The organism is Flavobacterium ginsengiterrae, assembly GCF_039539785.1.
GTDB lineage: Bacteria > Bacteroidota > Bacteroidia > Flavobacteriales > Flavobacteriaceae > Flavobacterium > Flavobacterium ginsengiterrae.
On record NZ_BAABDU010000002.1, the window covers coordinates 385,558 to 405,871 of the forward strand.

Consider the following 20,314-nt stretch of genomic DNA (forward strand, 5'->3'; position numbering starts at 1 on the left):
TTTTGACTATTTATGTATCGATCATTACAAAAATAAATATAATAAAAATGAATTTAAAATTAGAAGGAAAAAGGGCTTTCATAAGCGGTTCAACTCAGGGAATTGGTTTTGCAATTGCACAACAATTATTGGCTGAAAAAGCAGAAGTAATTATTAATGGAAGAAATGAAGAAAAGACAAAACTGGCAGTTCAAAAACTACAAACTGAATTTCCTGATGCAAAAGTTTCAGGAATTAAGGCAGATTTTGAAAATAAAGAGGAAGTTGCAGCATTACTTAATAAACTAACTGACATCGATATTTTGATAAATAATGTTGGTATTTTTGATTTAAAAAACTTTGAAGATCTTGAAGATGAAGATTGGTATAAAATATTTGAAATCAATGTTATGAGCGCCGTTCGTCTTTCGAAGAAACTTTTACCGCAAATGCTGGAGAAAAAATCGGGAAGAATTATTTTTATCAGCAGTGAATCTGGCGTAAATATTCCCGGAAACATGATTCACTACGGAATGACCAAAGCGGCTATGTCGGCTGTCAGTAATGGTTTATCGAAACTAACGATCGGAACTGAAGTTACGGTAAACACCATTTTAGGCGGCCCAACCTATTCTGAAGGCGTAGCATGTGCTGTAGAACAAATTGCATCGATGCAAAACATAGAAGTCGAGCAAATGAAGAATATAATTGTACAGCAGACTAATCCGCATTCTTTATTACAGCGTTTCATAAATCCATTCGAAATTGCTTCGCTGGCTGTTTATCTTTCTAGTCCGCTGTCAATTGCAACAAATGGAACTTCGTTAAGAGCCGATGGAGGTGTTTTAAAAACTATTTAAATAATTAAACCTAAAAAAACCTTGATTGAAAATATACAATCAAGGTTTATATTTAAAATAATGATTTAAAAAACAGACTAACAAAAATCAATTCATTTTTTCTATATCATCCATAACCCAGCTTTTGTCAAAAAATGCTTTATCTGGGCCATACAAACGAAACATAGGAAACCATTTTCTGCCTTTTTTTGTACTCACCCAATTATTTTCCTGACCGGCGGGAGCTTTTTCTGAAAAATAAATATCGATCGAACCATCTGAATTCTTTTTTGTTTTTTTATTGTACGAATCGAGACTTACTACCTGCGCCTCTCTAATAAATCCCGCAGTATCAAAATCATAAAGTGTTACTGACCAATATTGTTTTGCGGGTACATTTTTTGGCACTCTTAAACGATAGACAGAACCGCCTTCAAAAAAATTACCGTTTTTGTCTTTTAACGACTGAATATAAATTGTGGGTGCGCTTTCATCTGCTTTCATAGGCGGCGCCCATCCGTAAAAGCCAAGCATCCCGCGATTGTCATAATCCAGCATTTCATTTGTGAGGTATGAAAACTGGGTTTTAATACCCGAAGTATCGGGAAGTGCCCAATAATGTCCCTCCCAAAAAGGCTTAAGCTGCTGCAAAAGCTGATTAACAAACCATTGTTTAACTTCAATAACTGCCTTTTTCAGGATTGCCGTTTTCTTCGGATCGGGAATCGCATATTCTTTTCCTTTTTCAATACCAAGCGTGCGAAGCATATTCATTATTGCTAAATCGTGAGATAAAACAGGCTCTTCGTTGACCATTTTAGAAAGAACTTCATAAAATGTTTCATCCATTTTTGGTATTCCGTTCCAAATTTTTCCTGATGCATCTATGTATCGCTGTTTGGCAGGATTTTCTGCTTTTGAAAGCGGATAAACACGTATTTTTTTTATCAAGGATATTGCATTGTTTAAATCAGATACAGATTTACTTTTAGGAATGGTTCTCATAAGCCAGAATCCTCCCGCTGTTTTCTGTTTAACCGAAAAATAGCCTTCTGGAATTTTACCATTATAATTTTCAGGTATTATTAAATACTTGCCTCCTTTTCCTTTGTCTTCACCGCCGGGACCAACTATCGCAAGTGGAATATCCCACATATCGCAAAGCTGGCCGTAAATTCCTGCACCGTCAGCCGAAGGAACTTCAATTACTATTGGACCATCTTTTGTAATATTATATGCAGCATAAATATAATAGGTAGATGCATTGGGAGTTGTAGTTTGAAATTTCCAGTCTGCTGTTTTTGAATGGTATACAATATCGTTATAATGAGCGCCTAAATCATTTTCATATCCGTCTCTAATGGCTTTCGCCGCTACAATGGGCATTCCCCAGATTGCCGTTTCAACTGCACGGCGATAATACGTATTGTCATTTAATGTTTCTGATGAAAAAACAGTATTGTCGTTTACTTGGCTTTTTACAATACAAAAGCTCAAAATTAGAATAGATAAAAAACATTTCTTCATAATTAAAGTTTTTAAATAACTAAAAAAGAACAGAATTAAACAGAAGAGTTTCTCATAATTCCAGTACACTAAAATTAATCAATGAAACACTGCTGTGTAGAAATTAATTGTTGCAAATTATAATATGAAACCAAATTCTATTTCTGATTCAAAGGCTAATTTGGGCATGGAATTAAAACAAAAATCCCAACTACATTTGTAATCGGGATTTTTTATTTAGTTGTTATACCTGAAAATCACTCTGCTTCTTTATTTTACGGCCTGCACATATCACATCATTATTATCAGACCAAAAAAAAAGAGCTTTACAGCTCTTTTTTTAATAAATATTTTCTTCGCAGAAATGATTTTTTTAGTAGTAAACTGAAAGCATGATTTTAGAATCAGAGCTGTCAATTATTTTTTCAAGTCTTTTAAAGAACATTTCACTTACCATTGGACAGCCGTGGCTGTTAATAATGTAATATTCTTTTTCATCGTCTGGAACTTCTTTATAGCAGTGTAGTACAATAGCTCTTTTTAAAGCATTATTGTTTGTTTGGTCAAGACCGCTTAATCTGAATGCTTTTCCAAAAACACCTTTATAAGATTTCTCGATAGAATAACGGCCTAGAGATGTACAATTAGAATTTGGTGCATTGCTAAATTGTAAAATATCTCCTTTAATACCTGTTTCAGAACCTGAACCGTGTGCAACCAGTCCCTGATCTATAATTTTGTTGTTTTCAAGATCATATACAAAAAAACGATTTTTGCCTGATTTGATTTTCATGTCTACAAGAAAAGCGATTTTCTTACTGTAGCCGCGATTTGTTGAAGTAAAGGTTTTAATCTCGCTTACATGATCTGTAAGTCTCATCATTTCAAGTTCGGTTAAAATTTCTTTATTGTCCGCGATATTGTAGGTGGTAAACGAACTTAAAGAAAAAAGCAGTGCCATAAAAAATATTCTCATACAAGACAGTAAATTAAGTTAAAAGCAATTTGGGACGCTTATCAAGTTTCTTGACGTTGCAAAATTATGCACAAATTTTATAGAATTCCCATGTTTGCTGTGTTAAATATATTATAAATATTTGACAACATGACATTTAGCGCCATTTTTAACACTTTTATTTTTTCTTTTGACATTTTAAATCTAAAAATCTTAATAAATTTTAAGCAATAATGGTCTGTTTTTGAGCAAAATGAGATTTTGTAAACTAAATTTAATTACAAATTCAATTTTCCGTCTGGAGAAGGGTTATAACTTCCGTCATCCGGATATTTAATACTGCCTTTTAATTCTTCAACACGTTTAGGATCAAACTTTGGCAGTTGTAATTCGTTGTTTTCTTTCCATTTTTTTACGGTCTCAGATACAGCTGCCGATTTTTCATCGGATAAACGTGTGTCTCTTGCCATATATAATGTTTGTGACGGGTATGCTAAAGATGTACCGCTGGCTTCTATAATATCCATCATTCGCAGTAAAAGATCTTCTTGTACTTCCTGCGATATTTCGAAGGTTACAGCTTCTATATAAGCTGTAATTTCAACTTTTAGAGCATCGGCAGTAATACCTGTAAAGCGAACTACAGGCGGCGAGTTCAGGACGGCAGGATGCGAATACAGCAGTGTTCTGAGTTCTACCAGCAAATAACGCATTTGATCCGGCGTAGTTTCCATCCTGAAACTAAATATCGGATTAAATATAAAACGGTCACGATGTGCAAAATTTTCTATTTTACTTGCTGATAATTGTCCGTTTGGAATAGTAACAATCGTTCGTGCAGAAGTACGAAGTGTAGTAGAACGCATACCAATAGATTCTACAGTTCCTTTAATATCATCTACCCGGCAGTAATCGCCTACTCTTAAAGGCTGATCAGCAATAAGGCTGACACTGCCTACAAAATTTTCTATGGTTTTTTGTGCTCCTAACGCTAATGCGATACCTCCAATTCCCAGTGCGGCAAGTCCGGCGGTAACATCTACACCTATAATACCCAGTATAGCAATGATTCCTATAAAAACGATCGCGGCTTTTGTTGTTCTGCTTAGAAACAATATGGCCGATATTGCCGAAATACGACCTCGCCTGCTCATTCTGCTTCGGGCATACATGCTCACAAAGTCTGTCATTCGCCAAAGCAGAATTAAAAAAGCAACAATTCCTATGGTGATTATTATGATACTGAAACGCTGCCGAACTACTATAGAAATTCCCATGCGCTGGGTAAATGCCACAAACAAAATTACGGTAAGGTACATATGAACCGGCAGTGAAAGGGCATTAATTATAGCTGTGCCTTTTTCTGTATCGGCTTTTTTCCATACTTTTTGAATTACAAAACCAATTGCAAAAATCAATAATCGCGAAAGTAAATAGGAAACAATAGTCATAAGCACCACAACTGCCCAGTGACCAATGGGAACATTGCCTATTTTTCGTTCTTTTAAGGCTTTTGGAAGTACTCTGTCTAAAAAAGTTTTTTCACCAGTAATATCAGCAGACAGGATTGCTTCGACTGTTTCTGCAGAGAAAAGCCATACTGCCGGCTGACTATCATCTGCCTGATTTTCTACATAAAGCTGTATAGTTGTTTTATTGTCTGAAATATTTCCAACCAGGTCAACACCTGTTGCGAGATCATCATCTGTACGTCCTGTTTCTTTATTACTGATAATAGAAGAAGGTGATAAATTTCCTCCCTGATCTAATAGCTGCTGAAAAGTTTTGGCTATTCGTATTCTTTCGGCTGTTTTGCGGTAAGAGCGTTTGCTTAACACAAAATACTGGCTGGCACGCAGATAATTTTGTTCGCCAATGGCTTTAATAAAACCATTAACAGTTCCCTGAGGTGTTCTTCTTCCCAGAGAATCTTCCGGAATTTTTGCAGGTTCTTCTGTGGTAGTTTTGGCAGAACCTAATAATTGTGCCGAAACCTTATTTGCACTTAAAACTAATGTGAGCAATAACAGCAGATAAGGCAGAAAACGTTTAGCTCTTAAAATCATGTTTTACTTTTTAGAATACTAAAAATAAGAAATATACAAGAGAAAAGAAATCTTTCAATACGAAAAAAGGAAATTGTAATCTTAATTTCAAGCTGCTTTTTTATAAATGAAAAACATATTTGGTGCCGGCTTTTTGCAGATTAACCAGCGCTTTTCCTAAATCCGGTCCCAAATTAGATGTTATGGCATTTAGAAGATATTTTAAGTCATTAAAATCATTTGGTTTTACAAAATAGCCCGTTGCCCCCAGATCTGAGGCTTTATCCATATCGTTTTTATAAGATGAAGTCGAAATTATAATTACAGGTATATCTTTATACTCCTGAGTGCTTTTAATGAGTTTAAGGCATTCCCATCCGTTCATGACAGGCATATTAATGTCCAGAAAAATAAGCTGCGGTTTACTTTCCATTTCATTAAGCAATCTCCAGGTGTGTTCACCATTTTCGGCACATATACACACAATGTTTTCATTAACAGTTTCCAGAGCTTCACAAAACATTTCAATATCGTCCATGTCGTCGTCTGCCAGTAAAATCGTTATTTTATTCATAATTAAATATTATTTTCTTCTTGTTTTAAAGGAAGTGTTATGGTAAATACAGCTCCTACAGATGGATTTCCAGATGCAGTTATAGTTCCGGAATGACGTTCTACTATTTTTTTACATAAAGACAATCCTAAACCGGTACCTTCGTAAGTATCTTTAGAATTAAGTCTTGTAAAAGTTTCAAATATTCTTCCGGCCTGATTTTCTTCAAAACCAATTCCATTATCTTCTACCGTAATAATGGCCGTTTTTTTGTCTTTTTCTATAATTTGAGAAGATAATTTAATTTGAATAGGAATACCTTCTTTAGCGAATTTAATTGAATTGTTAATGAGATTGTAAAATAGCTGATACAGTAAAACCTGTGCTCCTTCTATAACCGGAAGATTATCATAATAGATTTGACCGCCTGTTTTTTGCAAAGAAACTTCAAGATCTGTTTCAATATTTTTCAAAACTTCATTTAAATCAACCATTGTAGGTATCTGCTGATCTGCATTTATTTTAGAATACGTTAGAACACCTTCTATCATATTAAACATTCGGTCAGACGCTACATGAATTCTGTCAATGAATTTCTTGGCCGATTCGTCGAGCTTGCCTTCGAGATTATCTTCAAGCCTGCTTATAAAGGTTTTTATTTTTCGAACAGGTTCTTTTAAGTCGTGAGAAGCAACATGCGCAAACTGCTGTAAATCTTCATTAGATCTTTGCAGCTCGCGGGTGCGTTCGCTTACCAGAATTTCTAATTTTTCGGTTACTGATTTCTGTTCGTGAATATCCGTACAGGTTCCAAACCATTTCATAATTGTGCCAGAAGCATCCTTAATAGGCACTGCCTTACTTAAAAACCATCGGTATTCGCCTGTTTCTCCGTTTCGTAATCGAAATTCCAGCTGATATGGATTACCCGATTCAATACTTTTGTACCAATTTTCTTTTACCAATGAAACATCGTCCGGATGCAGAACCGGAGCCCAGCTCGAATCGCCAAATTCATTTTCTCTAAATTTGGTGTACTCATACCAGCGTTTATTAAAATAGTCTGCAAAACCATCTGCTCTGCTGGTCCAAATAATCTGCGGTACTAAATCAGCAAGCTGTTTGAAATTTTCAGCACTTTCTTCAATAATCTGCTGTACTTCTTTTTGAGATGTAATGTCACTTGCTGCGCCAAACCATTCAATTACCTCACTGTCATCGTTTAATATAGGCACTACTCTCGAAAAAGCCCAAGCTACAGAATCATCCGTTTTTAAAACACGATGTTCAAGTTCAAATATTGTCTTATTGTTTATGGCTTCAGATATTAAATGTAAAGCCATTTCTCTGTCATCTGGATGAATGTAACTGCTTATCCAGTCTAAAACAGGTTCACCAGTTTCTGAATAAGTACCGCCGGATTCAAGACTTCGCAAAACGGTCCAGTCAGCATTAAGACGAAAAACGAAATCAGAAGAAGCATTTACGAGGGCTCTGAAACGATTTTCGCTTTCTTCCATTTTTTTTCGTGCCGAAACCTGTCCGGTAACATCAACCGCAACCTGTATCATTCCGGTTATTTTACCATTTTCGATAAACGGACGATAAGCCAGATTATAATAGTAGTCTCGCATTTCTCCTGTGCGGTTATGCTGTACAAGAACTTCACTTTGATCAAAAGGAATTCCTTTATTATAAACGTTCTGGACCTGAGTCCATACATATTGTCCTTTTAATTCGGGAAGAACGTCAATTAACGGCATCCCAATAATTTCTTCGCCTCGCCCAATTAAGCTTAGCATTTGGGTATTGATCTGTTCGATTACTAAATCACTACCCATAAGCACCAAAGTTGCCGAAGGCGTTTGGTGAATCATCGATTTTAATCTTGATTCGCTTTCTTCAATTTTTCTTTTTGCTAGAAACTGCTGTTCTTCTGCATATTTAATATCTGTAATATCACGTGTTGTTCCGGCTATGGCTTCTACTTCGCCTTCTTTATTAAAAACAGGTGCAAAAATGTAATCATAAACGCGTCGTCCTAGTTCGGCATGCGGAAAAGAAACTGTTCCTCTAATCATTTTTTTTGTAGAAACAACTTCATCGATTTCTCTTTCATGCATTACGGCATGCCATTCTTCATATCCGTTTTCTCTTAAACCTTTTCCAACAGAATCTTGAGCGGTTTTCCCCCACATGGTTAACAACGCTTTATTGGCATAAGTAAATTTATATGACAGGTCTAATACGTATACTAAATCTGGCGTCGTGTTAGTAATAGAATTATAAAATCTTTCTTGTTTTTCAGCGACAGATAGTGCTTCTTTGAGTGTAAACTGCTTTTCTTTGTACTGGTTTATATCTTCAAGAGTAACAATTAATAAGTCGTTATTTGATTCTGCTGTAAAACGAAACCAATGTTGTTTTTCATCAATTTGAAAGCTGATTTCAAAAACAGGATCTGATTTTTTTGCTAGAATTTCGCTGAATTTTTCAACAAGAACAAAACTGTCGTACTTATTAAAAACCTTTGTAAAATGCTGGTCTTTACATTCTTCAATTTTTAAATATTCCTGAGTTTTTGTATTACAAAACAGTACCAAAAAATCTTCAGTCTTTTCTTGGTTATATAATGGCCGAAGTACTATAAGACCGTTTGCTATAGAGTTAAAAATGGCATTAAAAAAATCATTACTTGCTGTAAACTCCATCGTTGTTGAATATCTAAAGCTTAATTGCTTATTAATTGTCAAATATAATTTACTTCCATTTATTTTTTAAAGATGGGCAGCATTTAAAAATGAAAAACTTCAATTATTAAAAAAAGTAAAAGTGGATTTATTTTTAGTAAACATACAATATCAAATGTAAATTACAAGCTTTATATATGGTTTATATAATTACCGTTAATATTTATAAAATTCCACTTTTGAGATGGGAATCTTGTAAAAACAAAAAAATCCTTATGTTTGAGCATAAGGATTTTTGTATTGTTTAATTTTAAAGAAATTATTTAATAATCAGTTTCTTAGAAACGTTTAAAACATTTGAATTAATAGTAACAACATAAATTCCAGATGCCAAATTATGACTGATTGCTGCTGATGAATGAATTTGTTTAACCAAAACTTTTCTTCCGTTACTATCTGTAACGGTTACCGTTGCAGTATCGTCTGTGCATAATTCCGGAAGTGCAATATTAAACTCATTATTTACAGCAGGATTAGGATAAATAGTAATTGCAGTATTTTCGACACTTACTTCCGGATCTAAAACATTGATTTTTTTACCAGAAACAGACTGAAACTGCCATTGTGCACTTTCCCAGCTAGTCTGCGCCCCTGCATATTGTGCAGAACCTGTTAAGTTTTCAATATGAATCATACTTCCTGTCTGCCATCTGTTTTTAATTCTTACCCATGTGGCATCAACATTTTCTGCAGACCATTGTGCGCTCCACCAGTCAGTTCCTGCTGCAGTACATTGCACATTTCCAGTTAAGTTTTCAATATGCATTACATCTCCTGTACCCACATTTTTCAGGATAAAGTTTGTGGCATCTACGGCTATTTTCTGCCATTTGTAGTTATTGTTAGCCACTGTTGGACCGTAACCTGCATTAGCGCCGGCATCGTATAAATAATTGCCTGTCCACTTATTTTTAATCGTAAAATAATTTCCTGTTGCCGTGCTTACTGTTACGGCACAAGTACTTGTTTTATTTCCGTCGGCAGTTGTAACTGTGATTGTTGCTGTTCCGTTTGCAATTGCAGTAATTAAACCCGAAGCATTAACTGTTGCAACTCCGGTATTGTTTGAACTGTAGCTCACAGATTTATTTGTCGCATTAGAAGGCAGAACTGTTGGCGTTAACTGCTGTGTTCCTCCTACTGATAATGAAACCGAACCTGGACTTAAACTCACACTTGTAACCGCCACATTTGACGAATTTACAGTAATTGCAGAAGATGCCGTTTTTGCTCCATCCTGCGTAGTTACCGTAATCGTTGCCGAACCCGAAGAAACAGCAGTAACTAAACCTGATCCGTTTACAGTAGCAACGCCTGTATTACTCGAGCTGTATGTTACATTTTTATTGGTAGCATTTGTTGGAGCAACCGTTGGTGTTAACCGCTGTGTGGCGCCTACACCCAGAGTAACTGTCGTTGGCGCAATTGTTACGCCTGTAACTGGTACATTAGTAACAGAACAGTTTGAACTCTGTGTCCACGAAAAGTTACCAATTGCACTTACTTCTTCATTTGCCGTAGCATTTCCGCCTCTGTTAGAATAATTCATACCGCAATACGTTCCATTTCCGTTAGGAGAACCTGCAATAAGTACAAAATAACCACGTCCCCAGTTTCTGTTAAGTGCATTGTTGTTTGGATATTCTTTTCCAGTTCCGTTAACCGTTATGTTTTTAAAACTAAGATTGTAAATCCCGTCACCCGATCTTTTGCTGATAGAAATAGCATCGTTTCTGGAATCTAAAATATCAATATTGTACAACTGGACATTTTTAACCTGAGTTCCTGCATTGCTCGCGCTGAAAATATCTACCGCTGCAACCGGATTATTGTATGTATCATTAAAAGTACCACAGGTCGATACGGTAATATCATGAATTTCATGCATTCCGTCGTTATTAAACGGCGCACCGTCAAAGTTGTTGCTTACTCTAATTCCGGCTTCAAGATTGTCTTTTATGATAAGATTATAAGCTTTGTTATTTTTTCCTCCATAAATAGCCAATCCGCAAGCACGCCAGCAGTTTTCAGATGTATTGTATCTAAAAGTATTGTTGATACATTCCTGTCCGTTTGCCGACCAAATAGCCTGATCGTCGTCGCCGTTATTTCTAAAACTACAATGCTCTACGATTGAATTTGCTGTTCCTTTGCAAAGATTAATTCCATCGGCATAATTATTTCTAAAACGACAGTGCGATAATGTAAATCCGTCTGCAATTGCTGGTCCGCCAACATTATACTGCGCAATCCATGCACCGCATTCAAAATGTTCTGCCCAGATGTTTTTTACAATTGATCCAGATGTAAAAACACCATTTATGGCTTTATACGAATTACTTCTTGATGCAGAACTTGTCGTTAAATACAAATCTGAAAACGAAATATTGCTCGCATTGGCTCTTAATCCTCCGTTACCGCTGCTGGTATTGGTAAAATGAATCTGTGTGTACCACATTCCTGCTCCAACTAAAGAAGTATTGGCAGAGCCGAAATACAACTCGCGATTTACATTAAAAACACCGCTTGGCACAAATATTTTTTTACCGCCATTGGCATCAATAAAAGTCTGCAGATCACTTCCGTTTCCGGTATAAGTAACAGAACCAGACGGAGCTGTAATTGCTGCAGGAACAGGTTCCATTTCTGCAAAATCAATATGAATATTTCCTGATTCTCTAACCAAACGTAAGGTTCCAGAAACCGGAATTTTACTTGGAAGTTTGTAACGCACTTCATCAAAACGCATTCTTGGATTTTGATTCGTAATTCCGTTATTATTTGGATTACCGTTGCTCCACAAATATTCCCAAGACCAGGTTGATGTTAAAGTAAGTGTTGTAATTTTCGTGCTTCCGTTGTAAACCCCCACAGTTCCTGATTGTCCGTCAGGAACGCTGTATCGAATAACAAGTCCGTCTGCAGCTTCTGTTAATGTCCATTGTACCGTTGCATTTGTTGCCGACATATTCACACACTGCTGATCTGATGCCTCAGATTGAAGGTCTGACTGCACATACGATTTTGGAGTTACAGAAGCGCCATTCGACAATTGTCCTAAATTTGCTTCATAACGTTTATAAGCTGCATCATAATAACCGCGCTGTGCGGATAAATTTGAAGTTAAGAGAATGAAAAAAATCCACATTATAAAATGGCAGCATTTCTCTCTTTTAAATAAAATACCATGTAATTGTTTTCTCATAATTTTCGGTTTTTTAAATAGTTAGGTCCTGGAAAAGGGTTATAACGAAACTATATCTAAAAAAAAGATTACAAAAAAAGTGGAATAAAAATCAAGATTCTTACAACCATTAAAACAAAATAAAATACTGAAAATCAATAAAATACATTTTTAACCAAATAAAAAAATCAAGAATTAGTTTAGATAAAAACCATTGCTTTTTAGTAAAATTCAATTAAGAATACGAAATTTTTAACAGCAATTATTAGAATATTCTTTTTTAGTAAACAAAAAATTATTTAATATGAAAATTTAGCAGACTAAAAAAACGAAAATCACAGCTCGCTTTCTCAAATTAGATTTTCCGCTACATTAAAAATCTGCTTTTTCATATCTTGCAGGCGTAAAAAAAATTCCAGATAAAGCAATGAATCCATTGTATATAAAAACTTCACGTCTTATTGTCCGACATCTTACCTTAGATGATTTAGAAGATTTTGTTGTATATCGTTCTAATCCTGAAATCACAAAATACCAAGGTTTTGATGTAATGGATATTGAACAGGCAAAAGATTTTATAACAGAAAATGCTCTTAAATCTTTTGGTAAAGCCGGAGAATGGGTACAATATGCCATTGAAAATAAAGAAACAGGAAAACTTATTGGCGATTGCGCTATTAAATTAGACCAATACGATACAAGAATTGCCGAAATTGGAATCACAATTTCGCATTTAGAACAAAGAAAAGGTTTTGCAAAAGAAACAATGCTTGGTATTTTGTCTTTTTTGTTTGATGAAATAAAAATACATCGCGTAGTTGAAATCGTCGATGCAGAAAACACAGCTTCCATTTATCTTTTAAAAAGCATTGGTTTTAAACAAGAAGGACATTTTATAGAAAATATCTTCTTTAAAGGAAAATGGGGAAGCGAATATCAATACGCCATGTTAAAAAGAGAATGGGATAACAGATAAGCTTTCAACGATTTGATTCGCAAATAATTAATTCCGTGTATTTTTCGTATTTTTGCACAAATTCAATAATCCATGAAACGTTCCGGTACAGCAGATCTTCCATTACATTATGGACAAGTTCCTTTATGGCTTGCCGAAAGAATGTCGAAACTCGGTTTGGCAATTGTCGAAACGATCGCTTTAGAATTTTCTACTTCTGAAGTTATAAGCAAATTAAGTAATCCTTTCTGGTTTCAAAGTTTTGGTGCCGTTATGGGCATGGACTGGCATTCATCCGGAATTACAACTTCTGTTTTGGGCGCTTTAAAGAAATCCGTAAATCCGCATTCTAAAGAACTTGGTATATACATTTGTGGAGGAAAAGGAAAACATTCGCTTTTAACACCGCAGGAACTTTTATTTGTAGGCGAAAAAACCGGTCTTGACGGAAATAATCTTGCCAATTGCAGTAAACTCGCCGCCAAAGTAGACAATACGGCTATTCAGGATGGTTTTCAATTGTATCAGCATAATTTTATTGTAGATCATTTAGGCCAATGGGCTGTTATTCAGCAGGGAATGAATCCTGATTCTAAAACCGCAAGAAGATATCACTGGCATTCGCAGGATTTAAAATCGTTTGTAGAAGAACCTCATACTTTTATTTACGGCGAAAATCAGGGAACGATTTTAAATCTTACCGCTCAGGCAGCCGAAAAATCGAGAAACGGCATTTTAGAATTAGCAAAAGAATCTCCAACAAAAATCATGAAGGAAATGCAGTATCTTTCTATGCCTGCACATCACGACGTGAGAATGGAAGATGTAAACATGAAGAGACTTGGCGCCATGCTTTGGGCAACGCACGAAAATAAACCTGAAGATTTTGAAGAATTACTGCTTTTAAAAGGTATGGGACCAAGAGCTTTGCAATCGCTGGCATTAGTGAGCGAAGTAATTTACGGCACTCCTACCCGATTTGAAGATCCTGCACGTTTTTCGTTTGCGCACGGAGGAAAAGACGGACATCCGTTTCCTGTTCCTGTAAAGATATACGATGAAACTATTAATACTTTGCAGCGGGCCATTAACCGTGCAAAAATTGGTAACAGCGATAAAATCGAAGCGATTAAAAAATTATCTGAAATCTCCAGAAAGGCAGAAGAAAGTTTTACACCCAACTCTAACTTTGATGCTTTGATTGAAAGAGAGCGCAGAGAATCGTATAAATACGGCGGAAAAACTGTTTTTGGTGATGCTAAACCTCCTAAAAATAAACCTTCAAATCCAAATAATCAGCTTGAATTGTTTTAAAACTGATTTTAATAATCGTATAAAATAAAAAAACCTTCAAAATCTACTGACTTTGAAGGTTCTTTTTTATGGTAATAAAATATTACATTTCGTTTAATTCGTTAAACTCGTGTAAAGATTTTAATGTGTTTTCGTAGAATAAAATCGCCGCGATAAGGTTTCCTTTATCAGAGTAAGGCATCATTTTTCTTTGAAACTCTACTGTAGTATCTAAGAATGTTGACGTACCAATAGCTTGATTGTCTAATATTTTTTTGTGATCGCCATCGTCTGGAATACCTAAATCCGCCATTGTTACACCTGGTTTAGTAACCAAAGCGATGTAAGGAAGCGTTTTAACTAAAACTTTGATACGCTCAATGTACAATTCCAAAAGTTCTCCTTTTTGCATACCGCTCAATTCTTTTTGATCGTGGTATTTACGGATTAGGGCTGTTGTACTAATAATACTTCTTGGGGCGTTTTTTGCTTGTGCCGAAACAGCTGCCGTTGTCAAGAAGAAAAGGACACTAAAAAAAATAATTTTGCTCTTCATTTTCGTAGATCTAAATAGGTTCTTGGTTAGAGCAAAAATATGCAAATTATGTTAAAATGCAACTTTATTAATTTCTTTTTTTTGGAAAATTTTAACAATTAGCTTTTTTCCTTCTTTTTTAAGACTTAATTATCCTAAAACGGCTTGGGTATTTAATAAATATACTCTTTTTATTGCCATAGTAATCCATGAATTCTTCACAAACAAAAACAGCATGCACTTTTGACCATGCCACTACACCGCAAAATTCACTCCCCTGCTGTCTGTTTAGTTTTTCGATTTGTTTGCCTAGTTTAAACCCTAAATATTTGTAAATGGTTGGTGTATATACGGTTCCATCTTCTAAATCTTCTAATGCTTTATCAAAAGTATCCTCTCTGTCAATAATTTGTTTGTACTTTGCCATTACTGCATAAGTTAAAACAGCATAATCGGTTATTTTTTCGCTGTCACAGTTATCTTTAATAAACACAAATCCAGCAGAAACTTTAGCTCTGTCCAGCTCTTCACTTTTTAAATTGAATGTGGCATTATTCTTTAAGGTAATTTTTTGCTGATTATCATCTATTTTTTCTGTTTCAAAAAGATTATCTAATCCGTAAACATTCAAAGAAGCTTTGATAAAAGCAATTGACGAGCAGTTAGTGCGTTCTCCCTGCTTAAAGCTTTCGAATATTTTATCTGAACTTAATTGTGAATAGGAATTGGAGCAGATAAACATTAAAAATAAGAATAGTGGAGTAACAGATTTCATTGTAATAAATTTTAATAATGGGGATCTCAATTTTAAAAAAAATTGAGAGTTTACAAATCTATAAAAATCATATCATAGTTTGTTTTTACTTTTTCATTTTTGTCAAAAATTATAAAGAATCTTTCAAATAGTCTTTTTCTATCACCGAAAATAAAAAAGTCTCAAAAATTTGAGACTTTTTTTCTATTTTTTTTCTTCGTTATTCAACTTATCGTCGAAATCAGGTTCTTGACCTTTAAATTCATGAGTGTCAACATCATAATTTTCATCGTTTGTTAAAACTTCATCATGATCTTTATATTGATGTTTTCTTGTATCAGTTCTGTTATCTGATCCGCTTTGCTTAGCGTTGTTCGGATTTTGATTATTTGTTTTCATAATATCAAGTTTTAATTTTTATAAAATTACTTGAAATACAAAAGCGATTACTTATATAATGATTTGCAAAAGTTATAAAATATCACTTATTAATTGATTATCTGATCATTAAAATCAACTGTGAAAAGTTTCATGGGCTTTGTTTTTCCTCTTAAAACAATTTCTCCCTGCTGAGCATAATGTACAGATGAATTTTCAGAAAGTGCTTTTTTCATTATTTCAGAAATAACAAAATCATGCCCCAGTTCATTGCATTTACATTGAATTCTGGAAGTTGTATTTAAAAGATCACCATGATACACAATTTCTTTTTTTACTTTTCCAACCCAATTGGTAACAGCGTTACCAATATGCATTCCTGCTTTAAACTTGGGAACAATATTATATGTTTTTAAGTAATAGTCTTTTCTGTTTAAAATACTTTGTTTTAGAAGATAGAAACAATACAAACATCTATTTACTTTAGTTCCGACTGAAGATTTCCAGGTCAGGATAATTTCATCTCCGGCGTATTGGTAAATTGAAGCCCGCGATGCTAAAATAGGATTTGTAAAATCATTAAATAAATCCTGCAGCAGATTGCTGTACTGAATATCGCCCAGCTGTTCTGCCATTGTTGTAGACGATTGAAGATCGACAAACATAAAAATTCGTTCTTCCTGAACTGGACGATGATAGCGTCCTGTAAAATAATTATAGAAAAAACCGGGACTTAAAAGACTGCTGATTTCTAAAAAAAGAATAAGAAATATTGATGCCGCGAATGAAAACAAAAAGTCTTCAACTATTTTCTTTCCCATATATTGGCTTAAAGCTTCTGTGTAAGAAATATGAGCCGTTATTTTTGTAAAGACAACTACAAAGAAAACTAAAAAAAGAAGTATTAAAACACTATAAATAAGCGTTTTTAAAAGCATTGCGCTCAAAAAAGAATACTTCTTCAGATAACCAAGAAAGTTTTCGAATGTTATGATAAAAAAGCCAATAAATGAACCAATTATTATTCCTAATAAAAGTCGTAAATATCCATAATCCGATGCCGTATTACTAAATACCGTATACAGAAAACCTAATATCCCTCCGGCAGAAATGGCTTTAAATATCAGACTGTATTTTTTATAAAAAGGTATTTTAGGCAGTTCCATATTTAAGCCTTTTTTTTATTCATAAAAATAAATAAATTCAAAATATAAAGCACTGAATTTTAAAACAATAATTCCCTGAACGAATAAATCATTCAGGGAATTTTGATGTTTAAAAAGTTTAATTATTTTTTAACCAACCATTTTTCTACTGCTCTCGAAAAATCAGCAACATCAATAGGATGTCGGCTTGTAATAATATTGGCATCGGTAACTACGGTTTCTTCTAATACAGTTCCTCCTGCATTTTTCAAATCGACCTGAATATTCCAGTAACCCGTTAATTTTCTTCCTTTTAAAATATCTGCAGAAGCCAATACAACTGGAGCGTGACAAATAGCCGCAATAAGTTTTCCTGCTTTATTAAAATCCTGAATAAATTTAATTACATCTTTGTCATAACGCAGATTATCCGGATTCCACGCGCCGCCCGGAATAAATACAGCATCGTAATCGCTTACTTTTATCTGGTCTGCTGTGCGGTCAAATTTAAGCCATCCAACGGGCTGTAAATATTGTATCGCCATAATATGCGTTTTAGACATTTCAGGATATGCCAAACCGTATCTTTCCGGCGCCGGATTATATTTTGGAGCCACGATTTCAACTTCTGCTCCCAATTCTTTAAAATACCATACCGGACCTGTCAGTTCGATTTCTTCAAAACCGTCGGCTGCGATTACGGCTATTTTTTTCCCTTTTAGAGCCTGTTTGTTTTTAACCGGAGTAAAGAAGAAGTCTTTTAAAGCTTCGTTTCCGGGTGCGTTTAATAATTTTGTTACCGGCATATTTACAACTGCCGATTGTGTAGATAATTGATTTACAACTTCTAATTCATTACTGTAGTTTGTTTTCATTTCTTTTGTTTTTACGGTTACTTGTGCTTGCGTGCTTAGTGCAGTCAAAATACTTGCTGCGAGAATTTTAATTGTTTTCATTTTTTAAGTTTTAAATTATTGATGTATTGATTGTAGATTTAATTCTATTCGCGGGTAAGCGGAGCAAATTCTATCAGATTATGAATTCCGTCGTGAAAAGGCGGTTTTTTGATGCTCGTGTTTAAATAATCAATTACTGGCTGAATGGGCGGAAAATTAAGATGGAACTGAAAAGCATCATTACTGCGGAATTTTTCGAAGGTTACAAACTTGGTTTTATCATTTTCAAATTCAGATAATTGATAGGTAACCACTCCGGCTTCACTTCTAAATTCCGGCATTGCTTTATGATAAATCTTTTTAAAATTTTCTTCGGTTCCCGGTTTGGCATCAACAAAAAGCATAATCGTTAATTGTTTGTCTTCGGCTCTGCTTCTTTTTCGCCATTCTTGTTTAGAAATGGGTTCTAAATCTTTAACATGGATTATTTCTTCGGGTTTAACCAATGCTTTTTTCAATAATGTCGTTACAGCATTTGAATTATTTCTGAATTTATCCAGATCTTTTTGATTATTCCATCGTTCAAACAGCCATATAACGGTTTGATTGTCCTGCTCAAAATACGCTTCAGACATCATGTTATTTTCATTTAAAAGAGATTGATGAACATAATTACTTATCGCTTTTTGAAACTCTGCCTGATATTCATTTTTTACTTCGTAACGTATAATTGCTGCTGTCATTTTTTCTTTCTTTTCAGGTGTGTTTTGTGCTTTTGCAAATGCATTGTGCAGGAGAAACAGCACGATAAAAATTCCTTGAATTTGTTTGTTTATTACTTTCATTTTTAATTCGTTTTTCTGTTTTTAAAAACATAAACTCCCAGATAATGAAACAGTAAACCTACTGCCCAGGCACTGCTTTGCCAAAGCGGCCATAAATGTGTTTTGTCTGTAAGAAACCATACTGCCCAAAGCACAGGAACGGTTAATACAAATACTAATAAGTGAATTCTAAAACCTTTTTGAGGGTTAACCTGAGTAACTTTATACTCGTTTGCTAAATTTTTCATGATATTAAATTTTATGGTTAATTGATTGTTTTTATTGAAGTTGTGTTCCTAATTTTTCTGTGTTTTTAAGCCATTTGAGGCGCAATTTTTCTGTTGATTTTCGAATAAAACCAAAAGTGGAAAACTTAATAGGATTAAATCCCACGTACCCAAACACGATATTTTTTAGTATTTGATATTGTGAAGCACGGTAAATAAGATAAAACCACCATTTTGGCGTATCCATCGTAACTAACAATCTGAGGCTTTTTCCTTTTAAAAGTTTTTCCGGAAATAGTTTTCCTGAGTGGTGTTTAAAGGCGAAATCGGGCAGTAAAATTCGGTCTATAAAACCTTTGGTAACGGCAGGCATAAAACCCCACCAGTTTGGGTAAGCCAGTACCATGTGGTCTGCCCATAAAATAAGTTCCTGAGCATGAACAAGGTCTTTTTCGAGCTGTAAAGTTTCTCCGGTTTTATAACCATCGGCAAGATTTACATCAAATTTCAATTCCGATATATAAATCGTTTTGCAATCTGCTCCTGCTGCTTCTGCTCCTTTTCTGTATGAATCCAATAATGCATTACAAAAGGAATTTTGAGAAGGGTGTCCAAGTATAAGTAAGATATTCGTTTTCATTGCAGTAGTTTTAATTTTACACTGCAAAGATTTTAAATATTAGAAGGCGGTTCCTGACACAAATGTGTCAAAAATTATTGGTGGGCTAATTTATGGCGAATACGCGTAAGTGTTTGTCTCTCAATTCCTAAAAAACTGCAAAGATGTGAAATAGATACTCTGTTAAATAAATTTGAATCCCGTTTTACAAAATCAAGATAACGCTCTTCTGCCGTTTGAAATATAAAGCTTTCAATACGGGCCTGCTGACGTTTTAGAATTTCTTCAGCCACTAATCGGCCGTAACGTTCCAGATTTGGGAGTTCTTTATAAACGAGCTGCATGTTTTCATAAGAAAGACAGACCATCGTCGTATTTTCTAAACACTGAATAGAATATTTACTGGGCTGCTGGGTAATAAAAGCCGGATAATGTGTTACATAATCACCTTCGGCATAAAAACCTACTGTGATTTCATTGCCGTTTTGATCTACAAAAAAAGAGCGTACTAATCCGTTTATTACAAAACCTATATTTTTCTGAACTTTACCAAATTCGAGAAAATAATCTTTTTTGCACAGCTCTTCAACTGTCAGTTTTAAGGCATATTGAGACAGTTCTAAATCAGTAACATTAGGACAGATTTTCCTAACTGAATTTAAAAAAACTTCTTTATGTGTCTCAATCATATTGTTTTTTGATTTTTATGCGTTTAAAACAAGCTATAAATATAAAGATTTAGTTTTCATAAAACACTTAATTACAAATACTTAATAAAAATATTTTTGTATTAATCATAAAATATAAAGCCATTTGGCACAGCGCAGCTTTTGTTTTAAATTTGCAAACCTAAAATGCTGAAAAAAATCAGCACAAA

The 20,314-nt window shown here is 34.4% G+C and carries 18 protein-coding genes; 3 read left to right on the top strand and 15 right to left on the bottom strand.

What is annotated here, in order from left to right:
* Positions 1–47 precede the first annotated feature (47 nt).
* A complete protein-coding gene (locus ABD859_RS02475) occupies positions 48–839 on the top strand; it encodes an SDR family NAD(P)-dependent oxidoreductase (protein ID WP_345139777.1) in 792 nt (263 codons plus the stop codon).
* Between the two features lie 87 nt (positions 840–926).
* Here the strand turns inward: ABD859_RS02475 and ABD859_RS02480 are convergent, their stop codons facing one another.
* The 6 genes from ABD859_RS02480 to ABD859_RS02505 all read right to left on the bottom strand — a co-directional run bounded on the left by ABD859_RS02480 (position 927) and on the right by ABD859_RS02505 (position 11,832).
* A complete protein-coding gene (locus ABD859_RS02480; protein ID WP_345139780.1) occupies positions 927–2,345 on the bottom strand; it encodes a DUF1214 domain-containing protein in 1,419 nt (472 codons plus the stop codon).
* Positions 2,346–2,697: 352 nt separating this feature from the next.
* Positions 2,698–3,300, bottom strand: a complete 603-nt coding sequence (locus tag ABD859_RS02485) for a murein L,D-transpeptidase catalytic domain-containing protein (RefSeq protein WP_345139783.1) — start codon at positions 3,298–3,300, stop codon at positions 2,698–2,700.
* A gap of 257 nt (positions 3,301–3,557) precedes the next feature.
* On the bottom strand, positions 3,558–5,345 hold the full coding sequence (locus tag ABD859_RS02490; RefSeq protein ID WP_345139786.1) for a mechanosensitive ion channel family protein: 1,788 nt from the start codon (positions 5,343–5,345) through the stop codon (positions 3,558–3,560).
* Positions 5,346–5,445: 100 nt separating this feature from the next.
* On the bottom strand, positions 5,446–5,898 hold the full coding sequence (locus ABD859_RS02495) for a response regulator (RefSeq protein ID WP_345139789.1): 453 nt from the start codon (positions 5,896–5,898) through the stop codon (positions 5,446–5,448).
* Between the two features lie 2 nt (positions 5,899–5,900).
* Positions 5,901–8,588 carry a PAS domain S-box protein gene (locus ABD859_RS02500; protein ID WP_345139792.1) on the bottom strand — a complete coding sequence of 896 codons (2,688 nt, stop codon included), beginning with the start codon at positions 8,586–8,588 and terminating at the stop codon, positions 5,901–5,903.
* 298 nt (positions 8,589–8,886) lie between these two features.
* On the bottom strand, positions 8,887–11,832 hold the full coding sequence (locus tag ABD859_RS02505; RefSeq protein WP_345139794.1) for an Ig-like domain-containing protein: 2,946 nt from the start codon (positions 11,830–11,832) through the stop codon (positions 8,887–8,889).
* Between the two features lie 406 nt (positions 11,833–12,238).
* Here ABD859_RS02505 and ABD859_RS02510 point away from each other — a divergent pair, with 406 nt between their 5' ends.
* Both ABD859_RS02510 and ABD859_RS02515 read left to right on the top strand, forming a co-directional pair.
* Entirely contained in the window at positions 12,239–12,787 is a 549-nt protein-coding gene (locus ABD859_RS02510) for a GNAT family N-acetyltransferase (protein ID WP_345139797.1), read from the top strand.
* Positions 12,788–12,859: 72 nt separating this feature from the next.
* Positions 12,860–14,080 (top strand): DUF763 domain-containing protein, encoded by a 1,221-nt coding sequence (locus ABD859_RS02515; RefSeq protein WP_345139799.1) that lies wholly within the window; start codon positions 12,860–12,862, stop codon positions 14,078–14,080.
* Between the two features lie 82 nt (positions 14,081–14,162).
* Here the strand turns inward: ABD859_RS02515 and ABD859_RS02520 are convergent, their stop codons facing one another.
* The 9 genes from ABD859_RS02520 to ABD859_RS02560 all read right to left on the bottom strand — a co-directional run bounded on the left by ABD859_RS02520 (position 14,163) and on the right by ABD859_RS02560 (position 20,126).
* Entirely contained in the window at positions 14,163–14,615 is a 453-nt protein-coding gene (locus ABD859_RS02520) for a hypothetical protein (RefSeq protein WP_345139802.1), read from the bottom strand.
* A 118-nt stretch (positions 14,616–14,733) separates the two neighbouring features.
* Positions 14,734–15,369: a hypothetical protein gene (locus ABD859_RS02525; protein ID WP_345139805.1), complete on the bottom strand. Its 636-nt coding sequence runs from the start codon at positions 15,367–15,369 to the stop codon at positions 14,734–14,736.
* Between the two features lie 183 nt (positions 15,370–15,552).
* Positions 15,553–15,747, bottom strand: coding sequence for a hypothetical protein (locus ABD859_RS02530; protein ID WP_345139808.1), 195 nt, complete (start codon positions 15,745–15,747; stop codon positions 15,553–15,555).
* Between the two features lie 89 nt (positions 15,748–15,836).
* Positions 15,837–16,892, bottom strand: a complete 1,056-nt coding sequence (locus tag ABD859_RS02535; RefSeq protein ID WP_345139811.1) for an adenylate/guanylate cyclase domain-containing protein — start codon at positions 16,890–16,892, stop codon at positions 15,837–15,839.
* 122 nt (positions 16,893–17,014) lie between these two features.
* A complete protein-coding gene (locus tag ABD859_RS02540; RefSeq protein ID WP_345139814.1) occupies positions 17,015–17,827 on the bottom strand; it encodes a DJ-1/PfpI/YhbO family deglycase/protease in 813 nt (270 codons plus the stop codon).
* Between the two features lie 44 nt (positions 17,828–17,871).
* Complete coding sequence (locus ABD859_RS02545; protein WP_345139816.1) at positions 17,872–18,612, bottom strand: putative quinol monooxygenase; 741 nt, start codon at positions 18,610–18,612, stop codon at positions 17,872–17,874.
* A gap of 2 nt (positions 18,613–18,614) precedes the next feature.
* Positions 18,615–18,839 carry a 2TM domain-containing protein gene (locus ABD859_RS02550; protein ID WP_345139818.1) on the bottom strand — a complete coding sequence of 75 codons (225 nt, stop codon included), beginning with the start codon at positions 18,837–18,839 and terminating at the stop codon, positions 18,615–18,617.
* Between the two features lie 31 nt (positions 18,840–18,870).
* Complete coding sequence (locus tag ABD859_RS02555) at positions 18,871–19,458, bottom strand: NAD(P)H-dependent oxidoreductase (RefSeq protein WP_345139821.1); 588 nt, start codon at positions 19,456–19,458, stop codon at positions 18,871–18,873.
* A 74-nt stretch (positions 19,459–19,532) separates the two neighbouring features.
* Complete coding sequence (locus ABD859_RS02560) at positions 19,533–20,126, bottom strand: Crp/Fnr family transcriptional regulator (protein ID WP_345139824.1); 594 nt, start codon at positions 20,124–20,126, stop codon at positions 19,533–19,535.
* Positions 20,127–20,314: the final 188 nt, after the last annotated feature.

Excerpts from the sequence above, each read along its gene's own strand:
- ABD859_RS02535 (WP_345139811.1), bottom strand. The coding sequence starts at position 16,892 with ATGGAACTGCCTAAAATACCTTTTTATAAAAAATACAGTCTGATATTT.
- ABD859_RS02505 (WP_345139794.1), bottom strand. The coding sequence starts at position 11,832 with ATGAGAAAACAATTACATGGTATTTTATTTAAAAGAGAGAAATGCTGC.
- ABD859_RS02475 (WP_345139777.1), top strand. The coding sequence starts at position 48 with ATGAATTTAAAATTAGAAGGAAAAAGGGCTTTCATAAGCGGTTCAACT.
- ABD859_RS02540 (WP_345139814.1), bottom strand. The coding sequence starts at position 17,827 with ATGAAAACAATTAAAATTCTCGCAGCAAGTATTTTGACTGCACTAAGC.
- ABD859_RS02485 (WP_345139783.1), bottom strand. The coding sequence starts at position 3,300 with ATGAGAATATTTTTTATGGCACTGCTTTTTTCTTTAAGTTCGTTTACC.
- ABD859_RS02490 (WP_345139786.1), bottom strand. The coding sequence starts at position 5,345 with ATGATTTTAAGAGCTAAACGTTTTCTGCCTTATCTGCTGTTATTGCTC.
- ABD859_RS02560 (WP_345139824.1), bottom strand. The coding sequence starts at position 20,126 with ATGATTGAGACACATAAAGAAGTTTTTTTAAATTCAGTTAGGAAAATC.
- ABD859_RS02510 (WP_345139797.1), top strand. The coding sequence starts at position 12,239 with ATGAATCCATTGTATATAAAAACTTCACGTCTTATTGTCCGACATCTT.
- ABD859_RS02530 (WP_345139808.1), bottom strand. The coding sequence starts at position 15,747 with ATGAAAACAAATAATCAAAATCCGAACAACGCTAAGCAAAGCGGATCA.
- ABD859_RS02520 (WP_345139802.1), bottom strand. The coding sequence starts at position 14,615 with ATGAAGAGCAAAATTATTTTTTTTAGTGTCCTTTTCTTCTTGACAACG.
- ABD859_RS02500 (WP_345139792.1), bottom strand. The coding sequence starts at position 8,588 with ATGGAGTTTACAGCAAGTAATGATTTTTTTAATGCCATTTTTAACTCT.
- ABD859_RS02545 (WP_345139816.1), bottom strand. The coding sequence starts at position 18,612 with ATGAAAGTAATAAACAAACAAATTCAAGGAATTTTTATCGTGCTGTTT.
- ABD859_RS02555 (WP_345139821.1), bottom strand. The coding sequence starts at position 19,458 with ATGAAAACGAATATCTTACTTATACTTGGACACCCTTCTCAAAATTCC.
- ABD859_RS02515 (WP_345139799.1), top strand. The coding sequence starts at position 12,860 with ATGAAACGTTCCGGTACAGCAGATCTTCCATTACATTATGGACAAGTT.
- ABD859_RS02525 (WP_345139805.1), bottom strand. The coding sequence starts at position 15,369 with ATGAAATCTGTTACTCCACTATTCTTATTTTTAATGTTTATCTGCTCC.
- ABD859_RS02495 (WP_345139789.1), bottom strand. The coding sequence starts at position 5,898 with ATGAATAAAATAACGATTTTACTGGCAGACGACGACATGGACGATATT.
- ABD859_RS02550 (WP_345139818.1), bottom strand. The coding sequence starts at position 18,839 with ATGAAAAATTTAGCAAACGAGTATAAAGTTACTCAGGTTAACCCTCAA.
- ABD859_RS02480 (WP_345139780.1), bottom strand. The coding sequence starts at position 2,345 with ATGAAGAAATGTTTTTTATCTATTCTAATTTTGAGCTTTTGTATTGTA.